At 60.2% G+C, this 25404-nt stretch carries 23 protein-coding genes and 2 pseudogenes; 18 read left to right on the top strand and 7 right to left on the bottom strand.

Features of this window, described 5'->3' with window-relative positions:
* The first annotated feature begins 63 nt into the window (after positions 1-63).
* From AVS7_RS21075 to AVS7_RS24075, 8 genes are all read left to right on the top strand, one after another.
* Positions 64-636, top strand: a complete 573-nt coding sequence (locus tag AVS7_RS21075; protein WP_024002020.1) for a hypothetical protein — start codon at positions 64-66, stop codon at positions 634-636.
* Positions 629-1411: an enoyl-CoA hydratase/isomerase family protein gene (locus AVS7_RS21070; RefSeq protein WP_020230025.1), complete on the top strand. Its 783-nt coding sequence runs from the start codon at positions 629-631 to the stop codon at positions 1409-1411. The genes AVS7_RS21075 and AVS7_RS21070 overlap by 8 nt, the downstream gene beginning before the upstream one ends.
* A 52-nt stretch (positions 1412-1463) precedes the next feature.
* Positions 1464-1808, top strand: coding sequence for a carboxymuconolactone decarboxylase family protein (locus AVS7_RS21065; RefSeq protein ID WP_034691365.1), 345 nt, complete (start codon positions 1464-1466; stop codon positions 1806-1808).
* Positions 1809-1831: 23 nt separating this feature from the next.
* A complete protein-coding gene (locus AVS7_RS21060) occupies positions 1832-2815 on the top strand; it encodes an NADPH:quinone oxidoreductase family protein (RefSeq protein WP_034691364.1) in 984 nt (327 codons plus the stop codon).
* A 200-nt stretch (positions 2816-3015) separates the two neighbouring features.
* Positions 3016-3987: a tripartite tricarboxylate transporter substrate binding protein gene (locus tag AVS7_RS21055; protein WP_020230022.1), complete on the top strand. Its 972-nt coding sequence runs from the start codon at positions 3016-3018 to the stop codon at positions 3985-3987.
* Positions 3988-4006: 19 nt separating this feature from the next.
* Complete coding sequence (locus tag AVS7_RS21050; RefSeq protein ID WP_020230021.1) at positions 4007-4570, top strand: cysteine dioxygenase family protein; 564 nt, start codon at positions 4007-4009, stop codon at positions 4568-4570.
* 6 nt (positions 4571-4576) lie between these two features.
* Positions 4577-5623, top strand: a complete 1047-nt coding sequence (locus tag AVS7_RS21045) for a YeiH family protein (RefSeq protein WP_020230020.1) — start codon at positions 4577-4579, stop codon at positions 5621-5623.
* Positions 5624-5845: 222 nt separating this feature from the next.
* The gene (locus AVS7_RS24075; RefSeq protein ID WP_159402795.1) at positions 5846-6541 is read left to right on the top strand and encodes a Crp/Fnr family transcriptional regulator; all 696 of its coding nucleotides are present in this window, start codon (positions 5846-5848) and stop codon (positions 6539-6541) included.
* Between the two features lie 112 nt (positions 6542-6653).
* Here AVS7_RS24075 and AVS7_RS24070 read toward each other — a convergent pair whose 3' ends face one another.
* The 4 genes from AVS7_RS24070 to AVS7_RS21030 are packed head-to-tail and all read right to left on the bottom strand — an operon-like array spanning position 6654 to position 11027.
* A complete protein-coding gene (locus AVS7_RS24070) occupies positions 6654-7436 on the bottom strand; it encodes an enoyl-CoA hydratase (RefSeq protein WP_024002017.1) in 783 nt (260 codons plus the stop codon).
* A 21-nt stretch (positions 7437-7457) separates the two neighbouring features.
* Positions 7458-8345 carry a 3-hydroxyisobutyrate dehydrogenase gene (mmsB, locus tag AVS7_RS21040; RefSeq protein WP_020230019.1) on the bottom strand — a complete coding sequence of 296 codons (888 nt, stop codon included), beginning with the start codon at positions 8343-8345 and terminating at the stop codon, positions 7458-7460.
* A 42-nt stretch (positions 8346-8387) separates the two neighbouring features.
* The gene (locus AVS7_RS21035; protein ID WP_020230018.1) at positions 8388-9503 is read right to left on the bottom strand and encodes an enoyl-CoA hydratase/isomerase family protein; all 1116 of its coding nucleotides are present in this window, start codon (positions 9501-9503) and stop codon (positions 8388-8390) included.
* A 12-nt stretch (positions 9504-9515) separates the two neighbouring features.
* Positions 9516-11027 carry a CoA-acylating methylmalonate-semialdehyde dehydrogenase gene (locus AVS7_RS21030; RefSeq protein WP_024002016.1) on the bottom strand — a complete coding sequence of 504 codons (1512 nt, stop codon included), beginning with the start codon at positions 11025-11027 and terminating at the stop codon, positions 9516-9518.
* Positions 11028-11133: 106 nt separating this feature from the next.
* Between AVS7_RS21030 and AVS7_RS21025 the strand changes: the two genes are divergently transcribed.
* Positions 11134-12054, top strand: coding sequence for a LysR family transcriptional regulator (locus AVS7_RS21025; protein WP_020230016.1), 921 nt, complete (start codon positions 11134-11136; stop codon positions 12052-12054).
* Between the two features lie 197 nt (positions 12055-12251).
* On the opposite strand, the gene AVS7_RS21020 is transcribed toward AVS7_RS21025, so the two are convergent.
* Together AVS7_RS21020 and AVS7_RS24065 are read right to left on the bottom strand one after the other, a co-directional pair.
* Entirely contained in the window at positions 12252-12866 is a 615-nt protein-coding gene (locus AVS7_RS21020; RefSeq protein ID WP_159402794.1) for a carboxymuconolactone decarboxylase family protein, read from the bottom strand.
* Positions 12867-12891: 25 nt separating this feature from the next.
* Complete coding sequence (locus tag AVS7_RS24065; RefSeq protein ID WP_024002014.1) at positions 12892-13866, bottom strand: tripartite tricarboxylate transporter substrate binding protein; 975 nt, start codon at positions 13864-13866, stop codon at positions 12892-12894.
* 559 nt (positions 13867-14425) lie between these two features.
* On the opposite strand from AVS7_RS24065, the pseudogene AVS7_RS21010 reads away from it, so the two are divergent.
* The 3 genes and pseudogenes from AVS7_RS21010 to AVS7_RS21000 form a co-directional block, all read left to right on the top strand.
* A pseudogene (locus AVS7_RS21010) lies at positions 14426-14931 on the top strand (IS5 family transposase); the annotation flags it as partial.
* A gap of 685 nt (positions 14932-15616) precedes the next feature.
* A complete protein-coding gene (gene ltrA, locus AVS7_RS21005; RefSeq protein WP_020230011.1) occupies positions 15617-16705 on the top strand; it encodes a group II intron reverse transcriptase/maturase in 1089 nt (362 codons plus the stop codon).
* A 76-nt stretch (positions 16706-16781) separates the two neighbouring features.
* A pseudogene (locus tag AVS7_RS21000) lies at positions 16782-17231 on the top strand (IS5 family transposase); the annotation flags it as partial.
* 490 nt (positions 17232-17721) lie between these two features.
* Here the strand turns inward: AVS7_RS21000 and AVS7_RS20995 are convergent.
* Positions 17722-18732 (bottom strand): LysR family transcriptional regulator, encoded by a 1011-nt coding sequence (locus AVS7_RS20995; protein ID WP_369799126.1) that lies wholly within the window; start codon positions 18730-18732, stop codon positions 17722-17724.
* A 170-nt stretch (positions 18733-18902) separates the two neighbouring features.
* Here AVS7_RS20995 and AVS7_RS20990 point away from each other — a divergent pair, with 170 nt between their 5' ends.
* From AVS7_RS20990 to AVS7_RS20965, 6 genes are all read left to right on the top strand, one after another.
* The gene (locus AVS7_RS20990; RefSeq protein ID WP_234450045.1) at positions 18903-19550 is read left to right on the top strand and encodes a PaaI family thioesterase; all 648 of its coding nucleotides are present in this window, start codon (positions 18903-18905) and stop codon (positions 19548-19550) included.
* Positions 19551-19759: 209 nt separating this feature from the next.
* Complete coding sequence (locus AVS7_RS20985) at positions 19760-20773, top strand: YeiH family protein (protein ID WP_020230007.1); 1014 nt, start codon at positions 19760-19762, stop codon at positions 20771-20773.
* A 594-nt stretch (positions 20774-21367) separates the two neighbouring features.
* Positions 21368-22567: a CaiB/BaiF CoA-transferase family protein gene (locus tag AVS7_RS20980; RefSeq protein WP_024002012.1), complete on the top strand. Its 1200-nt coding sequence runs from the start codon at positions 21368-21370 to the stop codon at positions 22565-22567.
* A 9-nt stretch (positions 22568-22576) separates the two neighbouring features.
* Positions 22577-23776, top strand: a complete 1200-nt coding sequence (acdA, locus tag AVS7_RS20975; protein WP_020230005.1) for a 3-sulfinopropanoyl-CoA desulfinase — start codon at positions 22577-22579, stop codon at positions 23774-23776.
* Between the two features lie 41 nt (positions 23777-23817).
* On the top strand, positions 23818-24780 hold the full coding sequence (locus AVS7_RS20970; protein ID WP_024002011.1) for a tripartite tricarboxylate transporter substrate binding protein: 963 nt from the start codon (positions 23818-23820) through the stop codon (positions 24778-24780).
* A 47-nt stretch (positions 24781-24827) separates the two neighbouring features.
* A complete protein-coding gene (locus AVS7_RS20965) occupies positions 24828-25199 on the top strand; it encodes a tripartite tricarboxylate transporter substrate-binding protein (RefSeq protein WP_020230003.1) in 372 nt (123 codons plus the stop codon).
* Positions 25200-25404: the final 205 nt, after the last annotated feature.

The raw sequence follows: 25404 nt of genomic DNA, 5'->3' as shown, positions 1-25404 counted from the left end.
CTCGCGTGTCACATCCGAAACCATGAACAAGACATCATTGAATAACCAGACGCGAGTCCTCCCATGACAGTGCAATCAACAAGTCCGAGTGCAGCCAGCAATGCGCTGAGCCGCTTTATCGCCACAGTCGATGAGGCCGTCAAAGCCAACTCCGAAGCTGATGTTCTCTCGCTAGTTGTAGAGGGAATGCGGACACTAGTTTCGAAAGACAGCTGGCTCGCACCTGAGTTCTGCAAGCCCCATCCTTTGTACTACCAGCAGTATCTTCTTTACGCCGATCCTAATGGTCGCTTCAGCATAGTGAGCTTTGTCTGGGGCCCTGGGCAGCGTACACCTGTGCATGACCATGGAACATGGGGCGTCATCGGTATGCTGCGAGGAGCTGAGGTTGGGCAAAGCTACAGGCGTGATGGCGAGCGTCTCGTCGCCCTTGATGAAGAGATGCTTCGGCCGGGAGACGTGACTGCTGTATCCCCGACTCTCGGCGATATCCATTTGGTTCGTAACGCGTACGACGATAGGGTCTCGATCAGCATACACGCCTACGGCGTCGACATCGGGAAGCAACGCAGACACGTCTTCGACATCAGCACGGGCGCAGCCAAGGAATTCGTATCGGGATACGCTAATGTCTGAGTCCGCTTCCCTTGTATGCAAGCCGCTGGTTCGCGTGACATCAGAGGGAAGCGTCTGGCGCGTGACGCTCGACCGGCCCAGCACCGGGAACGCTGTGTCTCGCGATATGGTGGATGCCCTCAATGCTGCGCTCGATAAATGTGAGGAGGGTGACGCCAGAGTGGTGATGCTGGCGGGGGAGGGCAAGCATTTCTGCACGGGATTCGATCTATCCAATCTAGCAGAAGAGACTGACGACTCTCTACTCGCCCGATTCGCGCGGATAGAGATGCTGCTCCAACGCGTGCATCGCGCCAAGTTCATCACGATTGCAGTCGCCCATGGTCGGACAGTTGGGGCTGGCGCAGATCTGTTCGCAGCATGCCAACACCGACTGGCGGCTCCGGACACCACTTTCTCCTTCCCCGGCGCCCGCGGATTTGGCTTGGTCCTAGGGACCCGACGCCTCGTCTCGTTGGTCGGGCGGGTGCAAGCGCGGCATTGGATTGAAGGAGCTACAACGATATCGGTCACGGAGGCGCTGCTGCACGGCTTGGCAACCGGCGAGCTTCGTCAAGCGCTAACGACCAGCGAGTGCCAGAGGCTCATCAATGAAGAGCATGCTTCTGATGATCTTCTACTGCGCTCAGCCATCGAAGGAAATTCCCAGGCAGACGATGCGCACGACCTCGCTGCCCTGGTTTCATCCGCCGCCCGCAAGGGGCTGAAACAGCGGATTGAAACATACGTTGAGCAGTCGCTGAAGAAGCGACATGCGGGCAGCCACCCCGCATAGCTCTCCTGCATTTAGTGGCAGCACATCAAATCTGGAGAATTTCCCTATGTCTTTGTTCATGAATTGGCGCGAATTGTTGACTTCGCTGAAGCGATCTCACTCGCTGCTCGGGGGCACCAATCCAAAGATGCTTGAAGCGTATCGAAATCTGGCGGCTGCACAGGGGAGCAACGGTGCGCTGGAGCCAAAGATGCGCGAGTTGATCGCGCTTGCTGTTGCGGTCACGACGCGTTGCGACGGTTGTATCTCATCGCATGCGGCGGCCGCAGTGCAGGCAGGTGCGACTGAGGCTGAGGTCAGTGATGCGCTGGGCACTGCGATGGCGCTCAATGCGGGCGCGGCGTATGTCTACTCTCTGCGAGCGCTGGAAGCATTCAATGAGATGAAGGCAGCCTAGCTGCTGTGATCGGGCCTGTTGCTATGAAAGCTATCGTCTGTCGGAAATTCACTGGAATCGATGATTTGAGCTTTGAGGATGTTGGCGTGCGCCCGCTTGGCCAACGCGAAGTCAGGGTTCGTTCAATGGCTGCAGGAGTGAACTTTCCCGACATTCTGAAAGTGTGTGGAAGGTATCAGGTCCGGCCAACCTTGCCGTGGATTCCTGGCGGAGAGGCCGCTGGGATAGTCACTGAAGTTGGTGCCGAAGTAGAAAGTATCGCAGTCGATGATCGTGTTGTGATTGTGAGCGACATAGCTGGCGGGGCATTTGCCGAGGAGATTGTGGTGACCGAGGAGCGCGTTCTGAGGCTGCCTGAAAGCATCTCCTTCGTTGAGGCTGCGGCGACCCCCGTTGTCTACGGGACAGTTTTATATGCATTGCGGCAGCGTGCGCAACTAGAAGCAGGAGAGAGCTTGCTGGTGCTCGGTGCATCCGGGGGAGTGGGTTTGGCCGCAGTGCAGGTCGGAAAAGCCATGGGCGCACGCGTTATCGCCGCGGCGAGTACACGAGCAAAGTGTGATCTGGCAGCGGCGCATGGCGCAGAAAGTACTGTGATCTATGCGGATCAAGGCTGGCGGGAGGTCGTGAAGGACGCCACCGAAGGCCGGGGTGTCGATGTCACTTTCGACCCAGTAGGAGGTGATGCGTTCGATGAGGCTATCCGATGTATGGCTTGGATGGGGCGATACATGGCCATCGGTTTTGCCAGTGGCCGCATTCCTACTCTGCAAATAAACCATCCACTTCTCAAGAGCTATGACCTCCGCGGCGTGCGTTATGACGTCTGGAGAGACCGCTTCTGGCCTCAGGCGAGGGTGAACCTCGAGACGCTGCTGCAGTGGCAAGTCGACGGGCGGATTCGACCTCATGTATCGGCGACGTACTCGCTGTCTGACGCCAAGGAGGCGATGCGGCGAATCGCTGGCCGCCAGGTGGTGGGAAAGGTGGTACTCGTACCGGGTTGAAGTGGGCAAGTTGCTGTCAGCTGGCATCTGCACGCCATTCGGTTCTCGTTTTTGCAGAGACCCCAGCGTTTACGCTCCAAGGCGGTGGTTGTTCAGGGCTGGTGAATGCCGCTTTCAGAAATCTCGAATTCCTGAACCAAGGATCGCCTTGTAGAGTTTCGTGGTAGTTCGCACGAAAGCACCAATACAAAGGAGACACCATGGACAAGACTCGCCGCTCACTTCTCGCTGCGCTCGGCGCTGCGCCTTTTGCGTCGATGGCTCAGGCTCAAAGCACCGAAAGCTGGCCGAACCGGGCGACCACGATTGTCGTCGGATTTCCTGCAGGGCAGACGACGGACGTCGTGGCGAGGGCATTCGCGGACGAATTGTCCCGCAACCTTGGACAGCCATTCATCATAGACAACAAGCCGGGGGCAGGCAGCATGCTCGCCGTCAATACGGTGACGAGGGCAAAGGCCGACGGCTACACGCTGCTGTGGGGCGGCAGTGGAAATCTCGGAATCGCACCGTACCTCTACAAGAATGCAGGCTACGACCCTACCAAGGACCTCGATGCAATCACGATGGGAGGGGTCGCTCCCATGCTGCTGACGGTTCGGGCGGATTCCAAGTTCACCACGTTGCAAGATCTTCTGGCTGCCACGAAGACCGAGAACATCGACTATGGCTCGGGTGGCGCGGGAGTGACCAATCATCTTGGCATGGAACTGCTGAAGTTGATGACGGGTGCCAAGCTCATGCATATCCCCTACAAGGGTTCCGTTCCCGCGATGAATGACCTGATGGGGGGGCAGATTCAGTGCATGTTCGACAGCATCCCGTCATCAAGTGCCCAGATTCGCAGTGGAAGGCTGCGGGCTCTGGCCGTATCGTCGCTAAAGAGGTTGCCGAACTTCCCCGACATCCCGGCGGTGTCTGAAGTGGTGCCTGACTACGAGTGCGTGGCATGGACAGCGTTGGTGGGGCCGGCCGGCACACCCGCAAATGCCAAGCAAATCTTGTCAAAGCAGCTGCTCGCGGCTATGCAGCGCGATTCCCTCCGGTCTCGGCTCGAAGCGCTTGGCAACTATGTCGACCCGACGATGACGATCGGACGGACCGCTGAATGGATCTCTTCCGAAGGCGCAAAGTTCAAGAAGATCATTCAAGCCGCCAACATCACTCTTTAAGCTCAGGGAGTAGTAAACAATGGTCTCCTACACCATCGCAGAATTAGTCGAGGACTTGCGCCGGATTCAAGCAACCGTAAGCGACGAGCTGGAAATCCTGCACCAGGTGCGGCCGCTGGCGTTGAAGGCGGTGCAAGCGAAGGATTGCTGGCTGACAGAAAAGTTGTACGGTGCCAGCGAAGAGCAAGGCTTTGGCGTGCATATGCTTCACGAAGAGCCCGACCACTCGCTTGCCGTCATGGCCATCGCCTGGCTGCCTGGTCGCGGAGCCGCACCGCACGACCATGGCACATGGGCGGTAGTTGCAGGGGTGGACGGACCCGAGCGCAACGATTTCTACAAGCGGGTGGATGATGGAACTCAAACCGGCTACGCGGAACTGAGAAAGGTCGGACAGAACGTCTACTCTGAGGGTGACGTTGTTGCAATGCCGAGTGGAATGATCCATGGCGTCTGGAATGACGGAGACAGCGTAAGTGTTTCGCTGCACATCTACGGCAAGCACATCAATCACACTGCGCGATCGAAGTACGACCTCGAAAGCAATACGGCGTCGCCGTTCATCGTTTCGCTGGAATCGTGACCTGCAATGTTTCGGCATATCACCGACGCCCAAGCCTTGCATAAGCGAACATGGTTCGCTCGCCATCTTCGCCTCTTTCCAGGCATCGGGCTGTCGGCAGTTGTCGCAGCCGCAGCTGCACTCGCGACGTCACAGTATGGCGGTCCCGTCTTCCTGTACGCCCTGCTGATCGGCGTTGCTCTGCACCACGTGAGTGAGGAGCCCCGTAGTGCGCCAGGCATCGAGTTCTGTGCCCGTACACTGCTTCGGCTAGGCGTTGGCCTGCTCGGTGCACGGATCACAGCTCAGCAAATTATTCAGCTCGGCTGGAGTACTGCATTGATCGTCGTTGTGGGAGTGGCCACTACGATCGGCTTAGCTGTTTTTGTCGGTAGGCGCCTGCGCTTCTCGCCGGCCCAAAGCGTACTTGCCGGTGGCGCAGTTGCCATCTGCGGCGCGTCGGCGGCTTTGGCAATATCTGCCGTGCTGCCGAAGGAGAAAGATGGCGACCGTCATACCTTGATGGTGGTTGTCTCTGTGACGGTGATGTCGACTATCGCCATGGTCCTTTATCCTTTGCTATCCAGTGGATTGGGCCTACAGGCACAGATCGCAGGGGTTTTCATTGGAGGCACCATTCACGACGTTGCGCAGGTAGTTGGGGCAGGCTATACGCTCGGACAGGAAACCGGTGACGTCGCGACGGTTGTTAAGCTCTTCCGTGTCGCACTCCTTACCGTGGTCGTTTTTCTCACGGCCTTGGCATTCAAACGCTCGAAAGGCCAAGAAGCATCTCCAGATGCAAAGAAATCTCCGCCTTTGGTTCCCTGGTTTCTGCTGCTATTCATAGTTATGGTCGGTATCAATTCCTTCCATTTTCTGCCGCAGGTAGCAGTGCGCGGGTTGAGCGAGATGTCTCAGTTGCTGCTTATTTTGGCAGTCGCGGCTCTCGGGCTGAAAACCTCGTTTCGTGAGCTGACCAATGCGGGGTGGCGGCCTATCGCGCTCATTGTTATTGAAACGCTCTGGCTTGCGGCGATCGTTCTGGGGCTGCTCTATCTGAGACAACGTTGAGAGCCGACTTGTTGGACTGCCATTCCCGATGTACGCACACAGCGCGCGAGGAGCTCATTGCGCCGGGCGAGAAGGGAACTCATCGTCGGCCCGAAGATTCTTGCCATCGCGTCCATGTGCAGCGAGTAGGCTACCACATGGGGGCGCGATTTCAATCGCGTCTCCATGTTCATTCGGATATCGCTAGACACCTTGAGTACCAGAGCATCGAACGAGTGCAGCGTGGCTTCTGGTGAAGAGCATGCGATGTTAAGCCGTGTACTTGATTCGAGTCGCTGGTTTGCTCGCTTGAAAATCTGCGAGCGGGAACAAGTTCTCTCTTCTGCCTCAATACGTCGAATCTTTAGAGGTGAGTGCTTGTTCTCGCGCGGCGCATTTCCGGAATACTGGTGGGGTGTCGCAGCAGGCCTACTGCAAATGAGCAGTACGACTACGAATGGGCAGCGGATTGCTTTTCTCGGTTTGCCCGAAGGGGATTGGTTTGGAGAGGGTTCAATCTTGCGCGGCGAGCCTTTGCGATACGATGTGATGGCACTTAGAGATAGCTGTTTGGTTCGAATCCCCGCTGCTGATTTCAACTGGCTTCACGAGAGAAGCATCAGCTTTACGCACTATTTGATTCAGCAGCTCAACAATCGACTAAGTCAATTTATTGCAAGTCAAGCCGTGCAACGAGGCTCTTCTATTGAAAGACGCGTTGCCCAAGCCATCGCTGCATTGCTGCACGAGAAAGAATATGGAACCGGCCTGAGCTTGCTTGACGTGTCTCAGGAGGAGATAGCCTTGCTTGCTGGTGTATCTCGTCAGCGGTGCAGCCAGGCTCTTCGGCACCTTCGCGAGATAAAATTAATCGAGACGGAATATCAGCGAATAACTGTCCTGGATCTCCACGCCTTGCGTCGGTATCCAGAGACGTAAAGCGGGAAGTCCAGTTATTCTTCGCTGTACTCGCCTTCTCGCAGAAGTCAGAGGACGGCAGCGGCGCTGCGCAATTACTGCGGAGATCGCCGGCTAACTGCATCTGCGAGATTTAAGCGTTTTTCCAGTGCGGGGTCTGCTTGTTTAGGAACGCGCTCACGCCTGCGCGCTGGTCCTGCGTATCGAAGAGATCAACGAATGCCTCGCGCTCTGCAACCAGCGCTGCGAAAGGTGAGTGTGAGCGTGCCGCTTGAATGAGCTTTTTACACGCAGCCACACTGGTGGGGCTCTGACGCTCAACGGATTGTGCGATTGCCAACGCCCGATCCAGTGATTCACCTTTTGGCACCACCTCCTGAACGAGACCGATACGCAGCGCCGTGCTCGAGTCAACGCGCTCTCCGCATAGGATCATTCGCTTTGCCCAGGCTTCGCCGACGTTCCATGAAAGCCACTGGGAGCCGCCTGCGCAGGGCAGCAGTCCAACTGTGGCTTCAGGCAGAGCCATGAGAGCGTGATCCTCCGCGATTCGAAGATCACAAGCCAGCGCACATTCCAACCCACCTCCCATGGCAAAGCCATTGATGGCGGCGACACTGAGACCCCGAAAGCCGGCCAGAGTCTCGAAGGCTTCGCCAAATCGCCTTGCCATCGCGCGCGCCACGGCTTTGTCCCCGTCCGCGAAAAGCTTCAGATCTGCGCCTGCGGAAAAGAACTTTTCTCCCGCACCGGTTACAACCAAGCTGTAGATCTCGCGATCCTCGTTGAGGTCCCTGACAAGCCGTGCTAGTGCTGCCAGACTATCCTCTGTCCAAGTGTGAGCGGGAGGATTGTTTAGCCTGATGATTGCGGTATGCCCCTGTCGCTGTACGTCGAGCCCTTGATAGTCGGTCACTTTGCTTTCTCCGATAGTTGGTTATGCGAGTTTGCGGAGCATCTTGATGATGCTGGCGAAATCCTCGCCGCCATGGCCCGCAATGCTGTGCGCGGCGTAGATCGCGCGCGCCATGCCGCCCAGCGGGGTGCTGGCCTTCACGGTCATCGCGTTCTCCTGCGCCAAGCCCAGGTCCTTGAGCATCAGGTCGGTCCCGAAGCCGCCGGTGTAGCCGCGCGTGGCGGCGCTGGCCTCCTGCACGCCGGGGTAGGGGTTGTAGACCTCCAGCGCCCAGTTGCCGCCGGAGCTGCGGCGCATGATTTCCGAGAGCACCTTGGGGTCGAGCCCGTTGGCCACGCCCAGGGCGATGGCCTCGCTGGTGCCGATCATTAGGATGCCCAGCAGCATGTTGTTGCAGATCTTGGCGGTCTGGCCCGCGCCCACGCCGCCGGCGTGGAAGATGTTCTTGCCCATCTTTTCCAGCAGGGGTCGGGCGCGCTCCAGGGCCGCGTCGCTGCCGCCGACCATGAAGGTGAGCGTGCCGGCGATGGCGCCGCCGGTGCCGCCAGAGACCGGCGCGTCGATGAAGTCGATGCCCGCCGCCTCGGCCGCCTTGGCGACCTTCTGGCTGGTTGCCGCGGCGATCGTGGAGCTGTCGATCACCAGCGTGCCCTTGGCGATGCTGGCCAGCAGGTTGCCGCTGCCGAGGAACAGGCCCTCCACGTGCTGGCTCGCGGGCAGCATGGTGACGACTGCCTCGGCGCCCTGAACGGCCTCCTGCGCGCTGGCCGCCACCTGGCCGCCGTCGGCCTGGACCTTGGCCAGGGAGTCCTGGCTCAGATCGAAGGCCTTGACGCTGTGGCCGGCCTTGATGAGGTTGATGGCCATGGGGCCACCCATGTTACCGAGGCCGATGAATGCGATCTTCATGTGTCTGTATCCTTGTTTGTTCACGGTGTTTGATGCGAAGCGCTAGTACAGCCGCGCCAGTTCCGGGGCAATCTCGCCGCGCGGCCGGAAGTGGTCCTCGACGAAGGCGGGCGTGATCTCCTCGAGCGTCGCGGGTTGCCACTTCGGGTTGCGGTCCTTGTCCACCAGCACGGCGCGGATGCCTTCGGCGAAATCCTTGTGCGCGCAGAAGCCCAGCGAGGCCCAGTACTCGAGCCGGAACACCTCCGCCAGCGACATGCGCGGCACGCGCTGCCACAGCTCCCAGGTCAGCGCGATGGAGCTGGGCGCGCCCTTGGCGAAGGCCTTGGCCGCGCCCTGCAGCCACGGGTCGTCGGACGTCACGGCACGCAGGCGCTTCGCGATGTCCAGCAGGCTCTCGCCGGCCATCAGCGCCTCGATGCTGTCGTAGTGCTCGCGCAGCTTCGAGGCCGGCGGTTGCGCGCCCTCGGCCGCCGCGGCGAGGATGCGCGAAAGCAGCGCGCAGTCCGCGCGCTGCTCGCCGCGCCAGGCGGTGGCGCCGATCGCCTCCAGCACCTGCGCCTTGCACGCCTGCGGCACCAGCACGTCGGCCAGGCCGGCGAAGACGGCGTCGCTGCCGTTGACCTGCGCCGCCGTGAAGGCCAGGAACAGGCCCGTGCGCCCCGGCGCCCGGCGCAGGAACCAGCTGCCGCCCACGTCGGGGTACAGGCCGATGTTGATCTCCGGCATGGCGATGCGGCTGCCCTCGGTGACGACGCGGTGCGAGGCGCCCACCAGCAGTCCTACGCCGCCGCCCATCACGATGCCGTGGCCCCAGCACAGGAAGGGCTTGGGGAAGGTGTGGATCAGGTGATCCAGCTCGTACTCTTCGCCGAAGAAGCGCTCGGCGTATTCGTTGCGGGCCTCGCCGCAGTCCAGCAGCGTCTGGTAGAGCTGGCGCAGGTCGCCGCCGGCGCAGAAGGCCTTGTCGCCCGCGGCCTGCAGCAGCACGCCGACGATGGACTTGTCCTGCGCCCACTCGCGCAGCTTCGGCGTGAGCAGCCGCACCATGTCGACCGAGAGCGCGTTGAGGGCTGCGGGCGCGTTGAGTGTGGCGACCCCAAAGCGCGTGCCGTTGGTTGCAGTGAGAGAGTCAAATATGACGACCGGCTTCTTCATTGATACCGCTCTTTACTTCAAGCTGATGGTTGTATTAACGCCGTGGCTGGTGGTGCTGTCGTCGAACCAGCGCGCGGTGATGGTCTTGGTCTGTGTGTAGAACATCACCACCTGCTTGCCGTAAGGGCCCAGGTCGCCGAGCTTGGAGGCGCGGCTTCCGGTGAACGAGAACATTGGCACGGGCACGGGGATCGGCACGTTGATGCCCACTTGGCCCACGTCGATGTCTTCCTGGAACTTGCGCGCCGCCGCGCCCGACTGCGTGAAGATGGCGGTGCCGTTGCCGTTGGGGTTGGCGTTGATGAACTCGATGGCTGCGTCGATGTCGTCGGCGGCTACCAGGCACAGCACCGGGCCGAAGATTTCCTGCTCGTAGATGCTCATGCCGGCCTTCACGCCAGAGAACACCGTGGGGCCGACGAAGTTGCCTTTCTCGTAGCTCGCCACCTGAGGCTTGCGGCCGTCCAGCTCCAGCGTGGCGCCATCGGCGATGCCGCGCTCAATGAGACCTTCCACTCGGTCCTTTGCTGCACACGACACCAGCGGGCCCACGTCGGTGCCGGCCTCGGTGCCGCCGCTCACCTTGAGCGTCTTGGCCTTCTCGACCAGCTCGGGAATCCACTTCTGCGCCTCGCCCACCATCACCGCCACCGACAGCGCCATGCAGCGCTGGCCCGCCGCGCCGAAGGCCGCGCCGGCCAGGGCGTTGAGGGTCTGCTCCTTGTTCGCGTCGGGCATCACGATGGCATGGTTCTTCGCGCCCATCATGCATTGCACGCGCTTGCCGGCGAGGCTGGCGCGGTTGTACACATGGGTGCCGACCTTTGTGGATCCCACGAAGCTGATGGCCCTGATGTCCGGGTGATCGCAGATGGCGTTCACTGCGTCCTCGCCGCCGTGGATCACGTTGAGCACTCCGGGGGGGATGCCCGCCTCCAGCGCCAGCTCGGCGAGGCGCATCGTCACCATAGGGTCCTGCTCGGAGGGCTTAAGAATGAAGGTGTTGCCGGTGGCGATGGCCATGGGGAACATCCACAACGGGATCATGGCCGGGAAGTTGAATGGCGTGATGCCCGCGCATACGCCCAGCGGTTGTAGCAAGCTGTAGGTGTCCACGCCGTTGGCGACGTTGTTCGCCAGCTCGCCGAGCTGCAAGTTGCCGATGGCGCTGGCATGTTCCACCACCTCCAGTCCGCGGAACACGTCGCCTTCGGCGTCGGGCAGGGTCTTGCCCTGTTCGGCCGTCAGCAGCGCGGCCAGCTCCTTCATGTTCTCGCGGATGAGCTGCTGCAGCTTCAGGAAGATGCGGGCGCGCGCGCCGATGGGCGTCTTCTTCCAGGTCTTGAAGGCTTCCTTGGCCGAGGCGACGGCGGCGTCGATCTCGTCGGGCGTGGCGAACGGCACGCGCGCCAGCACCTCTTGCGTGGCGGGGTTGACCACGTTGCGCCATTGAGCCGACATCGACTCGATGAACTCTCCGTTGATGAGCAGTTTGACGGCGGGAATCTTAGAACTAGAGGACACGAAAACTCCTGACAAGAGAATTGGTTACGATGAAGACTGATTTTCTTGTTGCACCAATGCTTGTTCAATAGACAAAACTGACTAGGTCATTGCAAAATTGCAAGATATGGATTGGGACAACTTGCGTTACTTCCTTGAACTGGCTCGCACCGGTAAGCTCGTTACCGCCGCTCGCAGATTGCGTGTTGATCAGGCGACGGTTTCTCGTCGGGTTCAGGCTCTGGAAAAGGAGGTCAGCGCGACGCTGTTTGTCCGGACCCCGGCTGGCATGGAAATGACCGATGCGGGGCAACTGCTGCTCGCAGATGTGCAGGCGATGGAGGTGGCAGCATTGCGGATAGAAGGTGTCACTGGGGGCGCGGAGGACCAGTTTGCCGGTACCGTCAGAGTAGGCACAACCGAAGGGTTCGGGTCTGCGATCCTCGCTCCTCATCTAGGCACGTTTGCTGGACAGCACGCTAGTCTTTCGATCGAACTTGTGGCTGTGTCGGCTGTCGTCAACATCTCCCGCCGCGAAGCCGACATCGTGATCTCTTTGGAGCGCCCAAACCGCGGGCCATTCGTCGTGACTAAGCTGTGCGACTACGTCTTGCGGCTGTACGGCTCGGAAGCTTATCTATCAAAGCATTCGCCAATCGAAACTGCTGCCGATCTGAAGCAACATGCGCTAATCGGATACTTAGACGACCTGCTGTATAGCAAGCAGTTACAGTTCGTGAGCGAGATCGACCCGCCCGAGCGCTTCACACTCAGAAGCACCAGCGTCGTCGCCCAACTTAACGCCGCAGCGGCAGGTGCAGGACTGTGTGTTCTTCCAGCCTTCCTGGCAGACCGAGACCCGCGTTTGAAGGCACTGATTCCCGATAAGCTTGTCTTCCAACGGACCTTTTGGATGTCGATGCCGGAGGAAGTGAGACAGCTTCCCAGGATGCGTGCGACATGGGCATTCTTGCGCGAGGTGGTGGCACAGGAGCGCGGCTGTTTGATGCCGCCGCCAAAGGAGATCCTGGCTGGCCCTGAGCGATGAGGGCTATCCGCAGGCCCTGATGCACGCTGGTGGAATGGCTGGACGCCGAAGTCCAATGGCAAACATCGCACAAGGGTAGGGGCGGCCTCCGGCTCAGCTTTGAATCGCTGCTGGGTGGTCCGGCATATCACGCAAATTTTTGAGGCTGATTCATTTCTTGTCCACGCTCTCTAAGTGCACCGAACCAGGAAGGCGACTCAGGGCAGTTCCGCTAAGGACGCTTCGAAGCGCATGCTGATGGCCATATGAACTGCCCCCGCCATTTCAATATTGGTGGCGCCAGCTTTGACGGCATCGGTAGTGTGCTTTTCGAGGCAATAAGCACATTGCGTCACTGTCGCGCAGGCTATAGCGATCAGTTCGTATTCTTTGGGTGAAAGAGCCATGTTCTTCTCATGCAGACTCGCCATGAAGCTCGCCATTCGGTCGAAAGCCAACGGATCGGCATTTCTCATCTGCGTCATGTATTGGCGATCTTTCCTCAACTGATTTAGGGCCGAATCTCCTTCATTGGCCACGTCACCTGCGAGAAATTTGAAGACCAGGCGCCCGTACGCGACAGCGGCTCCGGCGCGCAGTGCCGCCGAAGCCAGTGACGCCTCCCGCAATTCTTCGGCGCTCGCTACCGATAGCGCTTGTTGCTTCAGCTCTGGAATCATGTCTGGGCAGGGAATCGCCTGCGCGATCGCGAATCGCAAAATCGCTGTCATTCGCTCGCCAAGATGCGATCGTGCGTTCTCAGCAACGACCTCTCTATACTTGCTATGCGAGTGCTCAATTTTTTCGATGGAAGTGGAGGTGGCTGCTTTCATGGGGAAGCTCATACGTCAACGCTGATCAATCAATGCGAATGTTGGAATCGCGAATAACGGATTCCCATTTAGGTCTGTCTCGCGAAATGAGCTCCGCTAGACCGCTTGCAGATGCGTTCTGTGGGGTGAAGCCAAGCGTCTGCAATGCGTTGCGCAATCCTTCGTCTTGGTACAAATCTTGAATTTTGCTCGATAGGTCTGCCACAACTTCCGGGGCTACCTTGGCTGGAGCAAACAGAGCGATGAAGCCCGCCGGCTCGAAACCTGCATATCCGGCCTCCTTCATTGTCTGAACCTCGGGAAGTTGCGATGATCGGCTTTCGCCCGTGGTGGCCAACACCTTGATTGCGGGATTTTTTACATGACCGAGCATGGTGGCACGTTCATTGAAGCCTGCGTCCAACTGGCCCCCAATCAATGCTTGTAGAAGTGGCGATGAACCCTGAAAGGGAATGTGTGTGACCTTCCCCTGGAGTGTCTTCTTGAGCAGTTCAACATTGATATGTGAAGTGCTGCCCGTACCAAATGAGCCGACCGAAGCTCCGTCCGGCTTTCCTTTCGCCCAGTCCAAGAATTCTGCGAGATTACGAACGCCAAGTTTGGACGGGCAGATCAACAGGTTGGAGCTTGTGCATACCATCGACACCGGCTGGAACTCGCGCGTGACGTCAACGAGCAAATTGCGCTGCATCGCGGGCAGCAAGATCGCAGCGGTGTGAGTAATCAGCAGCGTGTTGCCGTCAGCAGGCGCCCGCATCGCACCTTGCGCTGCGATCATCCCGAAGGCACCAGGCCGATTCTCGATAATGACTGTGCGGCCTTGCTGTTTGGTTATGGCTTGTCCCAGGGCTCTCGCAGCCATATCCGTCCCTCCGCCGGGAGGAGCAGGCACATAGATGTACAAAGGCTTTGCTGAGGGCGCCGCAAACGACTTACTCGCGAGAGGAAGCGCAGGCAAGCCCAACGAACTGACGAAGATGCGTCGATTGATGCTGCTCATATGTCTCCTTTGGTCTAGTCGACCTTATTAAGGTGCCCACGCCACAGAGTTGGGATTTTTCGTCCAGTCATCTTCGGTGAGCGCAGTGCCTGAGATGAACTACGGGTGATTTTGGCGATATCCCTGGGGGAATGGGAATTCGCTTTTTCGGAATGCATTGTTAAGAACTTCTGAAGGGGCGTGGTCTGCCTTCGGCTGCACGCGTGCGCTCTTCGAGCTCTGGCGCCGAGCCATGGCGATCGCTCGTTCGGCTGAAACGAGGCCGGCAGCCCGGCGTCCATGGCAAAGCCCAGCAGCTTCAGCCTGGCACCGTAGACTTCCAGTTCGATGGGGCCGGGGATAGCGCCGGCCGCAGGCGACAAGGACACCGCCGGCATCGAGGTCGATGCAGTGCGCCCAGACTCGATGGTGACCGGCGGCAAGGCCACCGCATCGTTGCATGGGCTGATCTGCGAGTCCACCGTCATCCTGCGGCGCAGTTGGTTGGCGTTAAGGACAGTCTGCGTAAATCTCGCCGCGATGTGCTGATGGGCACATGCGTGCAAAGACAATCGACGCCATAAAGCAAGCGGACCTGGGCCTGAACCTGACGACCAAGCGCACGCGCAAGCGCGAGTCCTGGCAGAGATGGAGCGCGTGGTGCCATGGGCAGCCCTGGTCGGTCTGATCACGCCGTACGCGCCCGAAGGCAAACGCGGTCGCCCGCCGTTTGCCGTGGAGACGATGCTGCGCATCCAATTCATGCAGCAGTGGTTCACGCTGAGCGATCCGGCTATGGAAGAGTCGCTGCACTACGTGCCGCTGTTCCGCGAATTTGCGGGCCTGAACTGGGACACGCCGCTGCCCGACGAGACCACGATCCTGCGCTTTCGCCGGCTGTTGGAAGAGCACAAGCTGGCCCCGCAGATCCTGGCACTGGTCAACGAATTGCTGGGCGCCAAGGGCTTGATGCTGCGTGCCGGCACTGCTGTGGATGCCACGTTGATCGCCGCGCCCAGCTCGACCAAGAATGCCTCGGGCGAACGCGACCCGCAGATGAAGCAGAGCAAGAAAGGCAACCAGTGGTGTGTGTCACGAACACAGGCGGCAGACCTGTGGTGCTGTACTGAAGATGGGAGCAGGCCTCCCGAAGCCGGCTTGCAGCAGTTGGCTTCAAACCACCCGGTGCTGCTGCGTTCAAAAGGCGTGGTGGTGAGCGACCGGGCGAAAGTCGCCCCTTGAGGGATGGCAGGTGAGTATTGAGAAGATGAGCGAAAGCAAACCGTCCGACGACGCATCGTTATGCCTAAAGCGCTGTCAAAACTGAGGTGGACCATTGGCTTCAGGACGAATCGGGGCGTTACCTGCTTACGGACCCGATGGCAGCCGGTGTATAGGCGGCATGAGCTCAATACAGGCTTTGGTACGGAACGTGAGAACCTTGTTCCAGATGCAAAGGGAAATGACAAGTGGCCAACACCATGAGGAAAAATACCGATGCTGGGACAAGGGGCGGAGCCTCTCGTAGTAGCGATGAAGCCCCTGTAATGCGGGTGGAGCGAAGGGGCGGCGTTATCCTGCCGACGAGTGCTGCCAACCTCCGGGGATGAGCAGCGTGACCTCGGCGAAACCTTATGGCATAGCGAAGCGCACGGTATAGGAGGCATACCAGCAGGTCAAGGCCAACCGCGGTGCTGCCGGCATCGACGATGAAACCATCGTCGACTTCGAGCAGAACCTGTCGAAGAATTTGTACAAGCTGTGAAACCTTATGTCGTCGGGGTCGTACTTCCCGCCGCCGGTCAAGCAGGTGGAGATTCCCAAGGCATCGGGCGGCACGCGCAAGCTGGGAGTGCCCACGGTCTCTGACCGTGTTGCGCAAACCGTTGTCAAGCTTCTCATCGAGCCAGAGCTGGACTCGATCTTCCATCCGGACTCCTATGGGTATCGGCTGGGAAGGTCGGCGAAGCAAGCCGTGGCGATCACTCGTGAACGCTGCTGGCGATACGACTGGGTCGTGGAGTTTGATATCAAGGCGGCCTTCGATCAGATCGATCACGGGCTGCTGATGAAGGCGGTGCGCGCCCACATCAAGGAAGACTGGATTCTTCTGTACATCGAACGGTGGCTGGTTGCACCGTTCGAAACGGAGGACGGCGTTCGCGTTCCACGCGAACGCGGAACTCCGCAGGGCGGAGTGGTCAGTCCCATCCTGATGAACCTGTTTATGCACTACGCCTTCGACACATGGATGCAGCGCACCAGCCCGAACTGTCCGTTCGCCAGGTACGCCGACGACGCGGTGGTTCACTGCCGCAGTCAGAAGCAGGCGGAGTACGTGATGCGATCCATCGCGTCACGGCTGGCAGACTGCGGGCTGACGATGCATCCTGAGAAATCGCAGGTCGTGTACTGCAAGGACAGCAACCGCACCGAACAGCATCCGCATGTGAGCTTCACCTTCCTGGGCCTTACGTTCAGGCCAAGGAAGGCTCTCAGCAAGCAAGACCAGCGCTTCACGAGCTTCCTGCCGGGAGCGAGTGAAGATGCCTTGCGGCGGATGCGGCAGGCGGTGCGCCGCTGGCGACTCAATCGCCAGACCCACGTGACGCTGGCCGACGTGGCTCGGCTATACAACCCGGTGATACAGGGGTGGTGGCAATACTATGGCGCGTTCTATAAGACGGCCATGCTCGGCATCTTCCAGCACATCGATCGTGCGCTTGAACGTTGGGCCCGACGAAAGTACAAGGCCCTTCACCGCGGCAAGCGGGCGAGCGCCGAATGGTTGGACAAGATGCAAGCAGTCGCACCAATGCTGTTCCATCACTGGCGCGTGTCCGGGCCACAGGTTGGATGACGGGAGCCGTATGACGCGAGAGTGTCACGTACGGTTCTGCGAGCGGCTGAGGGGGAAGATCCCTCGGCCGACTCACCATTTCGGCATGAAAGCCCACATCGGCGTGGATGCGGACTCGGGCCTGGTGCACACGGTGCGCGGCACGGCCGGTAGCGTCAACGACGTGATCGAGGCCAACACGCTGCTGCATGGCGAGGAGACCGAGGCTTGGGGCGACGCCGGCTATCAAGGAGCGGACAAGCGTCCCGATGCCAAAGCTGGGGTGCGCTGGAACATCGCCATGCACCCAGGCAAGCGCAAGCTGCTGGACAGGGCTCGCCTGGTCGACGAGCTGACCGACCAGCTCGAACGCCTCAAGGCCAGCATCCGGGCCAAGGTCGAGCACCCGTTCCGGGTGATCAAGCGCCAGTTCGGACACGTCAAGGTGCGCTACCGCGGGCTGGTGAAGAACACCGCGCAGTTGCACACGCTGTTTGCGCTGTCCAACCTGTGGATGGCGCGGAGCACTCTGATGGGAGCGCAGGCATGTGTGCGTCTGCAAACAGCCGAACGGCCAGGAAATGGGCCGAAAACGGCGTCGCCCCGCGTGCTGGCGAAGCTGAGAAGGCGAATTGGCTTGGCGGCTCCGCATCAGCACATCTCAAAGCGCATTGCGCAGACCTTCCTTAATGCCACAACGCAATGCCAGTCCCTCGACGGAGGCGGCAGGAACACGCGTTTGCTCGACGATCCAGCGCCGGAAGGCCAGCGCGAAGATCCGCTTGCCGTTGCTCAGTATCTGCGGCACGTTCTCGAGCGCATCACTGAGCACCCATCAACCGCATTGATGAGTCGCTGCCGTGGGACATGACTATGCAGTTGCCCACCCTGCCTGAGGAAGATCAACGCGTTAATGCGGTGCTCGGTCGACGCTTACGCTGCCGATGACGTCGAAGTCGTAGGATCCGCCGAAGTTTGTGGTGGAGAGCGATGATCTGGCGTAGCCTAGAGCTTGTCCGGCGGGCGAGCGCTCCATGCTATGCCCCCAATTTCTGGCTGGTCCGATGTCTCCGAGTGTCCTGCCAAAACGCCCTGGCGACTGGCGACAATCTGCTCTCATTCAGGCACACCAAGCCGATGCGTCTCGTGCTGCCAGGGGTGATTGGGCGAAACACCGTCCCGTTGTATTGATCCGGAAGTGCCAGCTTGGCAAGAATAGAGACGCCCTTGCCGCTGGCTACCAGTTCCAGAATCGACATGAGTTGAAGCAGTTCGTATTCCACCCGCGGGCGAAGCCCATTCCTGGCAAAGAGCTTGGTCACCAATGCCTGCGACCCCGCTCGGGTCATGACGAACGGATCAATCGTCAACTCCTTGAGGGGAACTGTGTCCAGCTTTGCCAGAGGATGGTTGAACGGTAGAACGGCAACCAGTTCGTCGATGGCCAGGGTCTGGGAGTCGAAATCAGGTTTTGGCAACGTAACCGCCGCGAGTTCCAGGCGACGTTCTATCAAATCCCGAGATGTTTGCTCGTCAGGCTTCTCGGTGACTGTTATATCAACCCCGGGATAGCGTGCCCTGAACCGCTCCAGCAAGGGCGGGAGAACACGTATCGTAGCGCTTGCGCCGAAAGAGCCGATGCGCAGCAACCCGGTCTTGAGTTCGGCCCCAGCCAATGCTGTCGCCCTGACCAACTGAAGAGATGCAAAGACGTCGCGAACGTGCGGAAGCACATGCTCTCCCGTATAGGTGAGGGCGACACCGGGCGAGTGACGATCAATCAGTTCGGTTCCCAACGCGCTTTCCAACGCGCGCAACGCGTGGCTGGTCGCCGACGCCGACATGCCGAGCTTTGCTCCTGCGCCGGCAATGCCGCTTGAGGATACAAGCGCCAAAAAAAGCTCAAGTTGCCGCAAGGTGGGTGCAGTTTTCTCGGATCGTCGCGGCATTGATTTTGAATTCAATTCACAGAGGGATTGATGAATTCTAAGGACATAGGCAGAGTGCGGCAAGTCGCCATACGCCAGATCATTTAGGGTGCGGCGCACTTCAGTACCGAAACAACTTCGGGGTCCATGTGCAGCGATCCTCTCGCTCGATAGAGGCGCCGCCGTTCTCGAAGTCGCGCTACTCGTATTGAGTAGAACGCGGTTGATTCAGCGTTTGCTGACCACCCTGAACTGACATCTCCCTAGACGCGCGCTTCTGATGCCACTCTATGGATCAGAGCGTTTCTTCGACTGCCAGGTTGAAATTCAGTTCAATTGCCAGTGAAGCATTTGAACTGAAAAATTACAACAAGCCCGACACGCGATGTTCGGCTCGGGCGATCTGGCGATTCCGTGAGAACCGCCCCATCAGTGCCCTGAAATTTCAAAAATGGGATGAACCTATGGCCTCATTGGCTATCCAGGACCTTTATCCGCCGGAGTTCGCGCATTGCTTCGGCTGTGGGCCGAGCAACGCGCACGGCCATCATCTGAAGAGCTATCTCGTCGGCCACGAAACCATCGCCCGGTTCATGCCCGACGCCAAGTACAGCGGAGGCGTTCCCGATCACGTCTATGGCGGAATGATCGCATCACTGCTCGACTGCCACGGCACCGCGTCGGCTGCCGCGTTTGCGTATCAGGCGGAAGGGCGACAAGCCGGCGACGGGCGCGAGGCGATCCGCTTTGTCACCGCGTCCCTGAAGGTCGATTTCAAGAAGCCCACGCCCCTCGGGGTCGAACTGGTCGTCAAGGGCGTGCTTCGTTCGCTCGAAGCGCGAAAGGCCTGGATCGACCTGACGCTGACTGCCGGGCAGCAAACATGCGCAGTGGGAGAGATGCTGGCGATTCGATTGCCGGATCAGCGAAGTGAATAACGTGAAGACGTCGGGCCGGTTGCCGCGATTTAGGTGATCGAGTCCACCAGTTCGACTGGATGATGTTGGCTTCGGGCTGCCTGTGCATTCCTGGGCATGCGTCCGATTGGGCAAAGAACAACGTCGCAGCGGATGGGAGCGGTAGCGGCCAGATCAGCTGCGACAACGGTGCCGCGAGAAGCGATCGCCCGCCCTAACAACACATTCCTATGAAAAGAATCGCGCTCCTGCGCACATCCGTTGCAGGCAAGTGGCCCGGAACCATCGTATGCGTCACGATCGCACTCGCCGCTACCTTCCTATCTCAGCACTACGGCGGGCCGCAACTGCTCTACGCGCTCCTGATCGGGCTGACATTTCACTTCCTTCACGGCAACCCGCAGATCTCCGCGGGAATCGACTTCTGCGCACGCACGCTGCTTCGAACCGGCGTCGCGTTGCTGGGAGCGCGGATTACCGCCGACCAAGTGGCCCACCTTGGGCTACGCACAGGGATCATCGTTGCTCTGGGCCTGTGCTTGACGATCCTTTGTGGCCTGGCCATGTCGCGGCTGCTGAGCCGTCGTATGGAGGAAGGATTGCTGTCCGGCGGCGCAGTAGCGATCTGTGGAGCGTCCGCCGCCATGGCGATCGCGGCAGTGCTGCCTCAGTCGAAGGAGAACGAGCGGCTGACTTTGTTCACAGTGGTTGGCGTCACGGTATTTTCGACGCTCGCGATGATCGTCTACCCATTCGCATTGCACTACTTGCCGTTGTCGCCGATCCAGAGTGGTGTTTTCTTGGGGGGGACGATTCACGACGTGGCGCAGGTCGTGGCAGCGGGGATGCTCCTTGGTCCGGAAGCCGCCGACGCTGCGACCCTGGTGAAGTTGTTCAGAGTGCTTCTCCTGGTGCCGGTCGTCATCGTGATCACCTTTGCCCTGCGCAAGCTGAGCGGTGAAGCCGGAAATGCGAAGGTGGGAAGCAGGGTCCCTTCCGTTCCTGGATTTCTCGTTGCATTCATGGCGTTGGTCGTCTTGTCCAGCCTGGGGGTCTGGCCCCCGGCTGTCACCGCGCTTGCCAGCGAATCATCGCGGTGGCTGCTGGTGATCGCCATCGCTGCCGCCGGCGTCAAGACGTCGTTTGAAGAGTTACTGAAACTAGGCTGGCAACCTGTCCTGATGCTCTTTGTCGAGACTCTCTTCATTGCGACATTCGTATTGATCGCTCTACTCGCGTTGTAGCTTCAAGGAAGCCGCCGCAGCAACGAGTCTGCATCCTACGCGGCCTCAGTTCCGGAGGTACGGAGCTTAGTCTCGCAGAACACCTCGTGGCCAAACTCTCGCCCCTATGAAACGAGGGCTGCCGACGGCTCGTCTACGAACGCCCAGCGCGCCGAAGCTTCGTGCTGGAGCCATCAAGATCGGGTTGGAGTTTCCGCGTCATCGATCTGCGAGCCGAGTATCAGCCCGGCCTCGCGGCGCTGATGCTCGTCCGCCGAGGTGCGGCCATCACGCCTGCCGAATCGTCGATGTTGGTCTGTGCCGACCAAACCAAAGCCGTGCTTGTTTGCCCGTAGCGGGCCAAATCGTCCTTCACGGTCGCACGCTACTGCGGCCTTCCATGCTGGCGGGGTGCCCACCGCGGCCGGCGCCCTCCGTGAACTCGCGCAATACAAAGTTGAATTGAAATTCAATTGAGAGTGAAGAACATGAAATCTAGACTTCTCTTCACACGACTACGAGAAGCGCGAGACACATGGAACTCTTCAGCTCCCCCCACAGGCTCGATTTGCGGGTGCCATTCGCTTGCTCCAGCTGCTTCAGCGGAGCTGCGGCATGAAGACAGAGCCGAAGGCCTCGCTCGCGGGCATCAAGGTCCTGGACCTTTCGCGCATCCTCGCAGCGCCGACCGCCGCGCAGATCCTGGGGGACCTGGGTGCCGACGTCGTCAAGGTAGAGAGGCCGGGCGAAGGGGACGACACGCGCAAATGGGGTCCTCCCTACGTGCTGGACGCCACGGGTCGCGAGACGGAGGAGAGCGCCTACTACCTCTCGGCCAACCGCAACAAGCGTTCTATCGCGATCGACATTAGCTTCGAGACCGGGCAGGAACTCGTTCATCAACTGCTCGCGCAAGCCGATGTGCTGCTCGAGAACTACAAGGTCGGTGGCCTTGCTAAGTACGGCTTGGCGTACGAGCAGATCAAGTCCCGCTATCCCCGCCTGGTCTATTGCTCGGTGACGGGGTTCGGGCAGACCGGCCCCTACGCGAGCCGGCCCGGATACGACTTCCTGATCCAGGGCATGGGCGGGATCATGAGCCTCACCGGTGAACCCAAGGGCGAACCCATGAAGGTCGGCGTCGGCATCGCCGACGTCATGACCGGGATGTACGCCACCGTCGGCATCCTTGCGGCGCTGCGGCACCGCGACGCTACCGGCGAGGGCCAACACATCGATATCTCGCTGCTCGACACACAGATCTCCTGGTTGGTCAACGCCGGCACCAACTTCTTGAGCGATAGGCAAGTTCCGGAACGGTTGGGCAACGGCCATCCAAACATCGTTCCCTACCAGGTGTTCTCCACGGCGGATGCGCCAATGATCCTTGCAGTGGGCAACGACGCCCAGTTCCGGCGCTTCTGCGAAGTGGCGGACATCCTGCCGCTGGCGACCGATGAGCGGTATGCGACCAACCCCATGCGCATCTGCAACCGGGTGGCGCTGTGCGAACTTGTCGACAACGCGCTCAAGAAGAAACCCCGCGCGCAGTGGCTGGAAGCACTCGATGCGGTCGGGGTTCCCTGCGGACCCGTGAACAACCTGGAAGAGGTGTTTGCCGATCCGCATGTGCAGGCGCGCGGTGCGGAACTGCGCATGCCCTGTGAGTGGGCCGAGGGTGGCGAGGTTCGGCTCCTGGCCAACCCTCTGCGGATGTCCGGCACGCCGCCGACCTACAGGCGTCCGCCGCCACGGCTGAATGAGCATGCCGCCGAAGTACTGGCCGATTGGCTCGGCCAACGTGCAACCAATTAGGAGAAATCAATGTACGACCTCACCCCCGAGCAACTGAAGTTGCAGGCGCAGGCACGCGATCTGGCTCAATCCGTGTTCGCGCCCACCGCTGCGGAGACGGACAAGACCGAGCAGTACCCCTGGGACAACATCGCGCAACTGCGTGAGGCGGGCTTCATGGGCATGACGCTGCCCAAGAGCCTCGGTGGCCGTGGCCTGTCCTACCTGGATACCGTCGTCGTCATCGAGGAGATGGCCAAGGCGTGCGCCACCATGGGCCGTATCACGGTCGAGGCGAACATGGGCGCGATTGGTGCCATCGTGAAGTACGGCTCGGAAGAGCAGGCGAAGCTGGCTGCGCGCCTGGTTCTCGCGGGCGACAAGCCAGCGATCTGCATCTCGGAACCCAATGCCGGAAGCGCCGCGAGCGAGATGACGACACGCGCCGACAGGAAGGGCGACCACTACATCCTGAACGGCGAGAAGTACTGGATCACCGGCGGCGGCGTGTCGAAGCTGCACTTGATCTTCGCGCGCGTGTTCGATGACGGCGTGGAGCAAGGCGTCGGTGCGTTCATCTGCGTGCGGGAGGACAACGAACCGACCGAACTCGTGATCGGCCGCCGGCTGTACGCAATGGGGGTGCGCGGCATCCCCGAGACGCACATCGAGTTCCGCGATCTCAAGATCCACAAGTCGATGATGGTCGCGCTGCCGGGTGGCCTCAAGCGCGGATTCGCTTCACTCATGACCGCATACAACGCGCAGCGCGTCGGCGCGGGCACGGTGGCGCTGGGCATTGCGCAGGGCGCCTTCGAGGAAGGTCTGGCCTACCTCAAGTCGCGGCATCAGTTCGGCCGGCCCATTGCCGAATTCCAGGGCCTGCAATGGATGGCCGCGGACATGTCCACCCAGTTGGAAGCCGCGCGTCTGCTGCTGCGCTCGGCAGCGGCGAGCGGCACCGAGTTCCCCGATATCGACAAGGCCGCGCGAGCCAAGATCTTCGCGGCGGAGACCGCGAACAAGGTCACCAACGACGCGCTGCAGTTCTATGGTTCGTCGGGCTACGGGCGCCACAACCCGATGGAGCGCCACGTGCGTGACGCGCGCATGTTCACGATCGCCGGCGGTACGGCGCAGATCCTGCGAACGCAGGTCGCTTCCAAGCTGCTCGACATGAAGCTGCCCCAGACCCGCGACGGCTATCTCAAAGCCGCAAAGGGCTCGTGAGGCTGCGCCACTGACCAACAAGAAAAGAACGGAGACAAAAAATGAAACGCAGAGAAGCGATGCTGGCACTGGCGGCAACCACGTTGACGCCTTTTTCGTGGGCCCAGGCCAAGTACCCGTCCCAGGTGGTGAAGTTGGTGGCGCCATTTCCGCCGGGTGGAACCGTGGACATTCTGTCGCGAGCGCTGGCCGAGGCCCTTGGGAGGGAACTGGGGCAGGCCGTGGTCGTCGACAACCGCGGCGGCGCGGGCGGGACGATCGGAGCGGACATCGTGTCCAAGGCGCCACCAGACGGGTACACGGTCCTGTTCGGCGCAGTGCACCACGCCATCGCGCAGTCGGTCTATCCCAAGCTCGGCTATGACATCCGGAAGATGGCCCCGGTCGCGCCGCTTGGCCGCGTGAATCATGCGGTCATCGTGACCAACTCGCTGCTGGCGAGAAACGTGCAGGAGCTGGTGGCTCTGCTCAAGGCCTCACCCGAGAAGTACAGCTACGCCACGCCGGGCGCCGGCACGATGCAGCACCTCATGACCGAACTGTTCAAGAGCGTGACCAAGACGAACATGACGCATATCCCGTATCGGGGGTCGGGCCCAGCCATGGTGGACCTGATCTCGGGCAACACGCAGGTCATGTTCGAGACGATGCCATCGGCTTTGCAGCACATCCGCGCAGGCAGCGTGCGGGTGATCGCCGTGACCGGCTCTCAGCGCGTCAGCTACCTGCCTGAGATTCCAACGATCGCCGAGAGCGGCGCACCCAACTACGACGCCACGAGTTGGTACGGCCTTTTCGCACCTGCCGGCACTCCAGCGCCCGTCGTCGATCGCCTGAACCAGGCCGTCAACGCTGCATTCGAGAGCAAGAGATTCCGCGACCAATGGATCAGCCTGGGCGCCGATCCGGGCGGCGGTACCGCAGCAGCGCTTGCCAAGCTGACGTCATCTGAAGTCGACCGCTGGGCCGCTGTGGCGAAGTCGGCAAACATCACGGTGCAGTAGGCAGGCACTCTTTCATCGGCTCTCAATCGCTTCCTGGAGACGCAGCAATGAAAGTCACGAAAGTCGAGGTGCTAGAGGATGGCTATACGTTTGCGTTCTTGCCGAACTCCAATCTCGCACTCTCGCCTCAGGTCAACAAGCTTTCCTACAAGAACCCCGACGATGTGCTGCCAGTGATGATCAACACCGTCAACTTCTCACCCGTGTTGCTGGTGCCCGTCGACTCGCCGTACATGAATCTGGGCGACCTTCTCCAGGCAGCGAAGAAATCGCCGGGACCCCTCAGTGTCGGGTTCTCAGGGGTTGCGGACAACGCACTCGACGTCAACTACCAAGACGGTCCCACGACCCGAGATGCGGCATGGGCCGACTATCGGAAATACACATCCATTCTCAAATTGACTGGTTTGGTGAAGTAGCAGTCTGCTTGGGCTTGGCGCAGCAGCTATTCACGCGCCCGTTGGTTCGCACGATCAACTGACGAGGTTTTTGATTGAACTCGAAAGCTATCACGGCTTCGGTTCTCCTGAAATGGATTTCACGAAGCTCTTAGGGAGGTTCTGCAAAACCCGCTGCGGCCGCACGACCGATCTGCCAAGCCGACGAGATGAGTCCATAGCGGAT

It is taken from the genome of Acidovorax sp. MR-S7 (assembly GCF_000400995.2).
Classification (GTDB): Bacteria; Pseudomonadota; Gammaproteobacteria; order Burkholderiales; family Burkholderiaceae_C; genus MR-S7.
This window is presented reverse-complemented; position numbering and strand designations above follow the sequence as displayed.

Coding starts and splice junctions, on each gene's coding strand:
- AVS7_RS21075 (WP_024002020.1), top strand. CDS start 64: ATGACAGTGCAATCAACAAGTCCGAGTGCAGCCAGCAATGCGCTGAGC.
- AVS7_RS21070 (WP_020230025.1), top strand. CDS start 629: ATGTCTGAGTCCGCTTCCCTTGTATGCAAGCCGCTGGTTCGCGTGACA.
- AVS7_RS21060 (WP_034691364.1), top strand. CDS start 1,832: ATGAAAGCTATCGTCTGTCGGAAATTCACTGGAATCGATGATTTGAGC.
- AVS7_RS21055 (WP_020230022.1), top strand. CDS start 3,016: ATGGACAAGACTCGCCGCTCACTTCTCGCTGCGCTCGGCGCTGCGCCT.
- AVS7_RS21050 (WP_020230021.1), top strand. CDS start 4,007: ATGGTCTCCTACACCATCGCAGAATTAGTCGAGGACTTGCGCCGGATT.
- AVS7_RS21045 (WP_020230020.1), top strand. CDS start 4,577: ATGTTTCGGCATATCACCGACGCCCAAGCCTTGCATAAGCGAACATGG.
- mmsB (WP_020230019.1), bottom strand. CDS start 8,345: ATGAAGATCGCATTCATCGGCCTCGGTAACATGGGTGGCCCCATGGCC.
- AVS7_RS21035 (WP_020230018.1), bottom strand. CDS start 9,503: ATGAAGAAGCCGGTCGTCATATTTGACTCTCTCACTGCAACCAACGGC.
- AVS7_RS21025 (WP_020230016.1), top strand. CDS start 11,134: ATGGATTGGGACAACTTGCGTTACTTCCTTGAACTGGCTCGCACCGGT.
- AVS7_RS21020 (WP_159402794.1), bottom strand. CDS start 12,866: ATGAAAGCAGCCACCTCCACTTCCATCGAAAAAATTGAGCACTCGCAT.
- AVS7_RS24065 (WP_024002014.1), bottom strand. CDS start 13,866: ATGAGCAGCATCAATCGACGCATCTTCGTCAGTTCGTTGGGCTTGCCT.
- ltrA (WP_020230011.1), top strand. CDS start 15,617: ATGTCGTCGGGGTCGTACTTCCCGCCGCCGGTCAAGCAGGTGGAGATT.
- AVS7_RS20990 (WP_234450045.1), top strand. CDS start 18,903: ATGGATCAGAGCGTTTCTTCGACTGCCAGGTTGAAATTCAGTTCAATT.
- AVS7_RS20985 (WP_020230007.1), top strand. CDS start 19,760: ATGAAAAGAATCGCGCTCCTGCGCACATCCGTTGCAGGCAAGTGGCCC.
- AVS7_RS20980 (WP_024002012.1), top strand. CDS start 21,368: ATGAAGACAGAGCCGAAGGCCTCGCTCGCGGGCATCAAGGTCCTGGAC.
- acdA (WP_020230005.1), top strand. CDS start 22,577: ATGTACGACCTCACCCCCGAGCAACTGAAGTTGCAGGCGCAGGCACGC.
- AVS7_RS20970 (WP_024002011.1), top strand. CDS start 23,818: ATGAAACGCAGAGAAGCGATGCTGGCACTGGCGGCAACCACGTTGACG.
- AVS7_RS20965 (WP_020230003.1), top strand. CDS start 24,828: ATGAAAGTCACGAAAGTCGAGGTGCTAGAGGATGGCTATACGTTTGCG.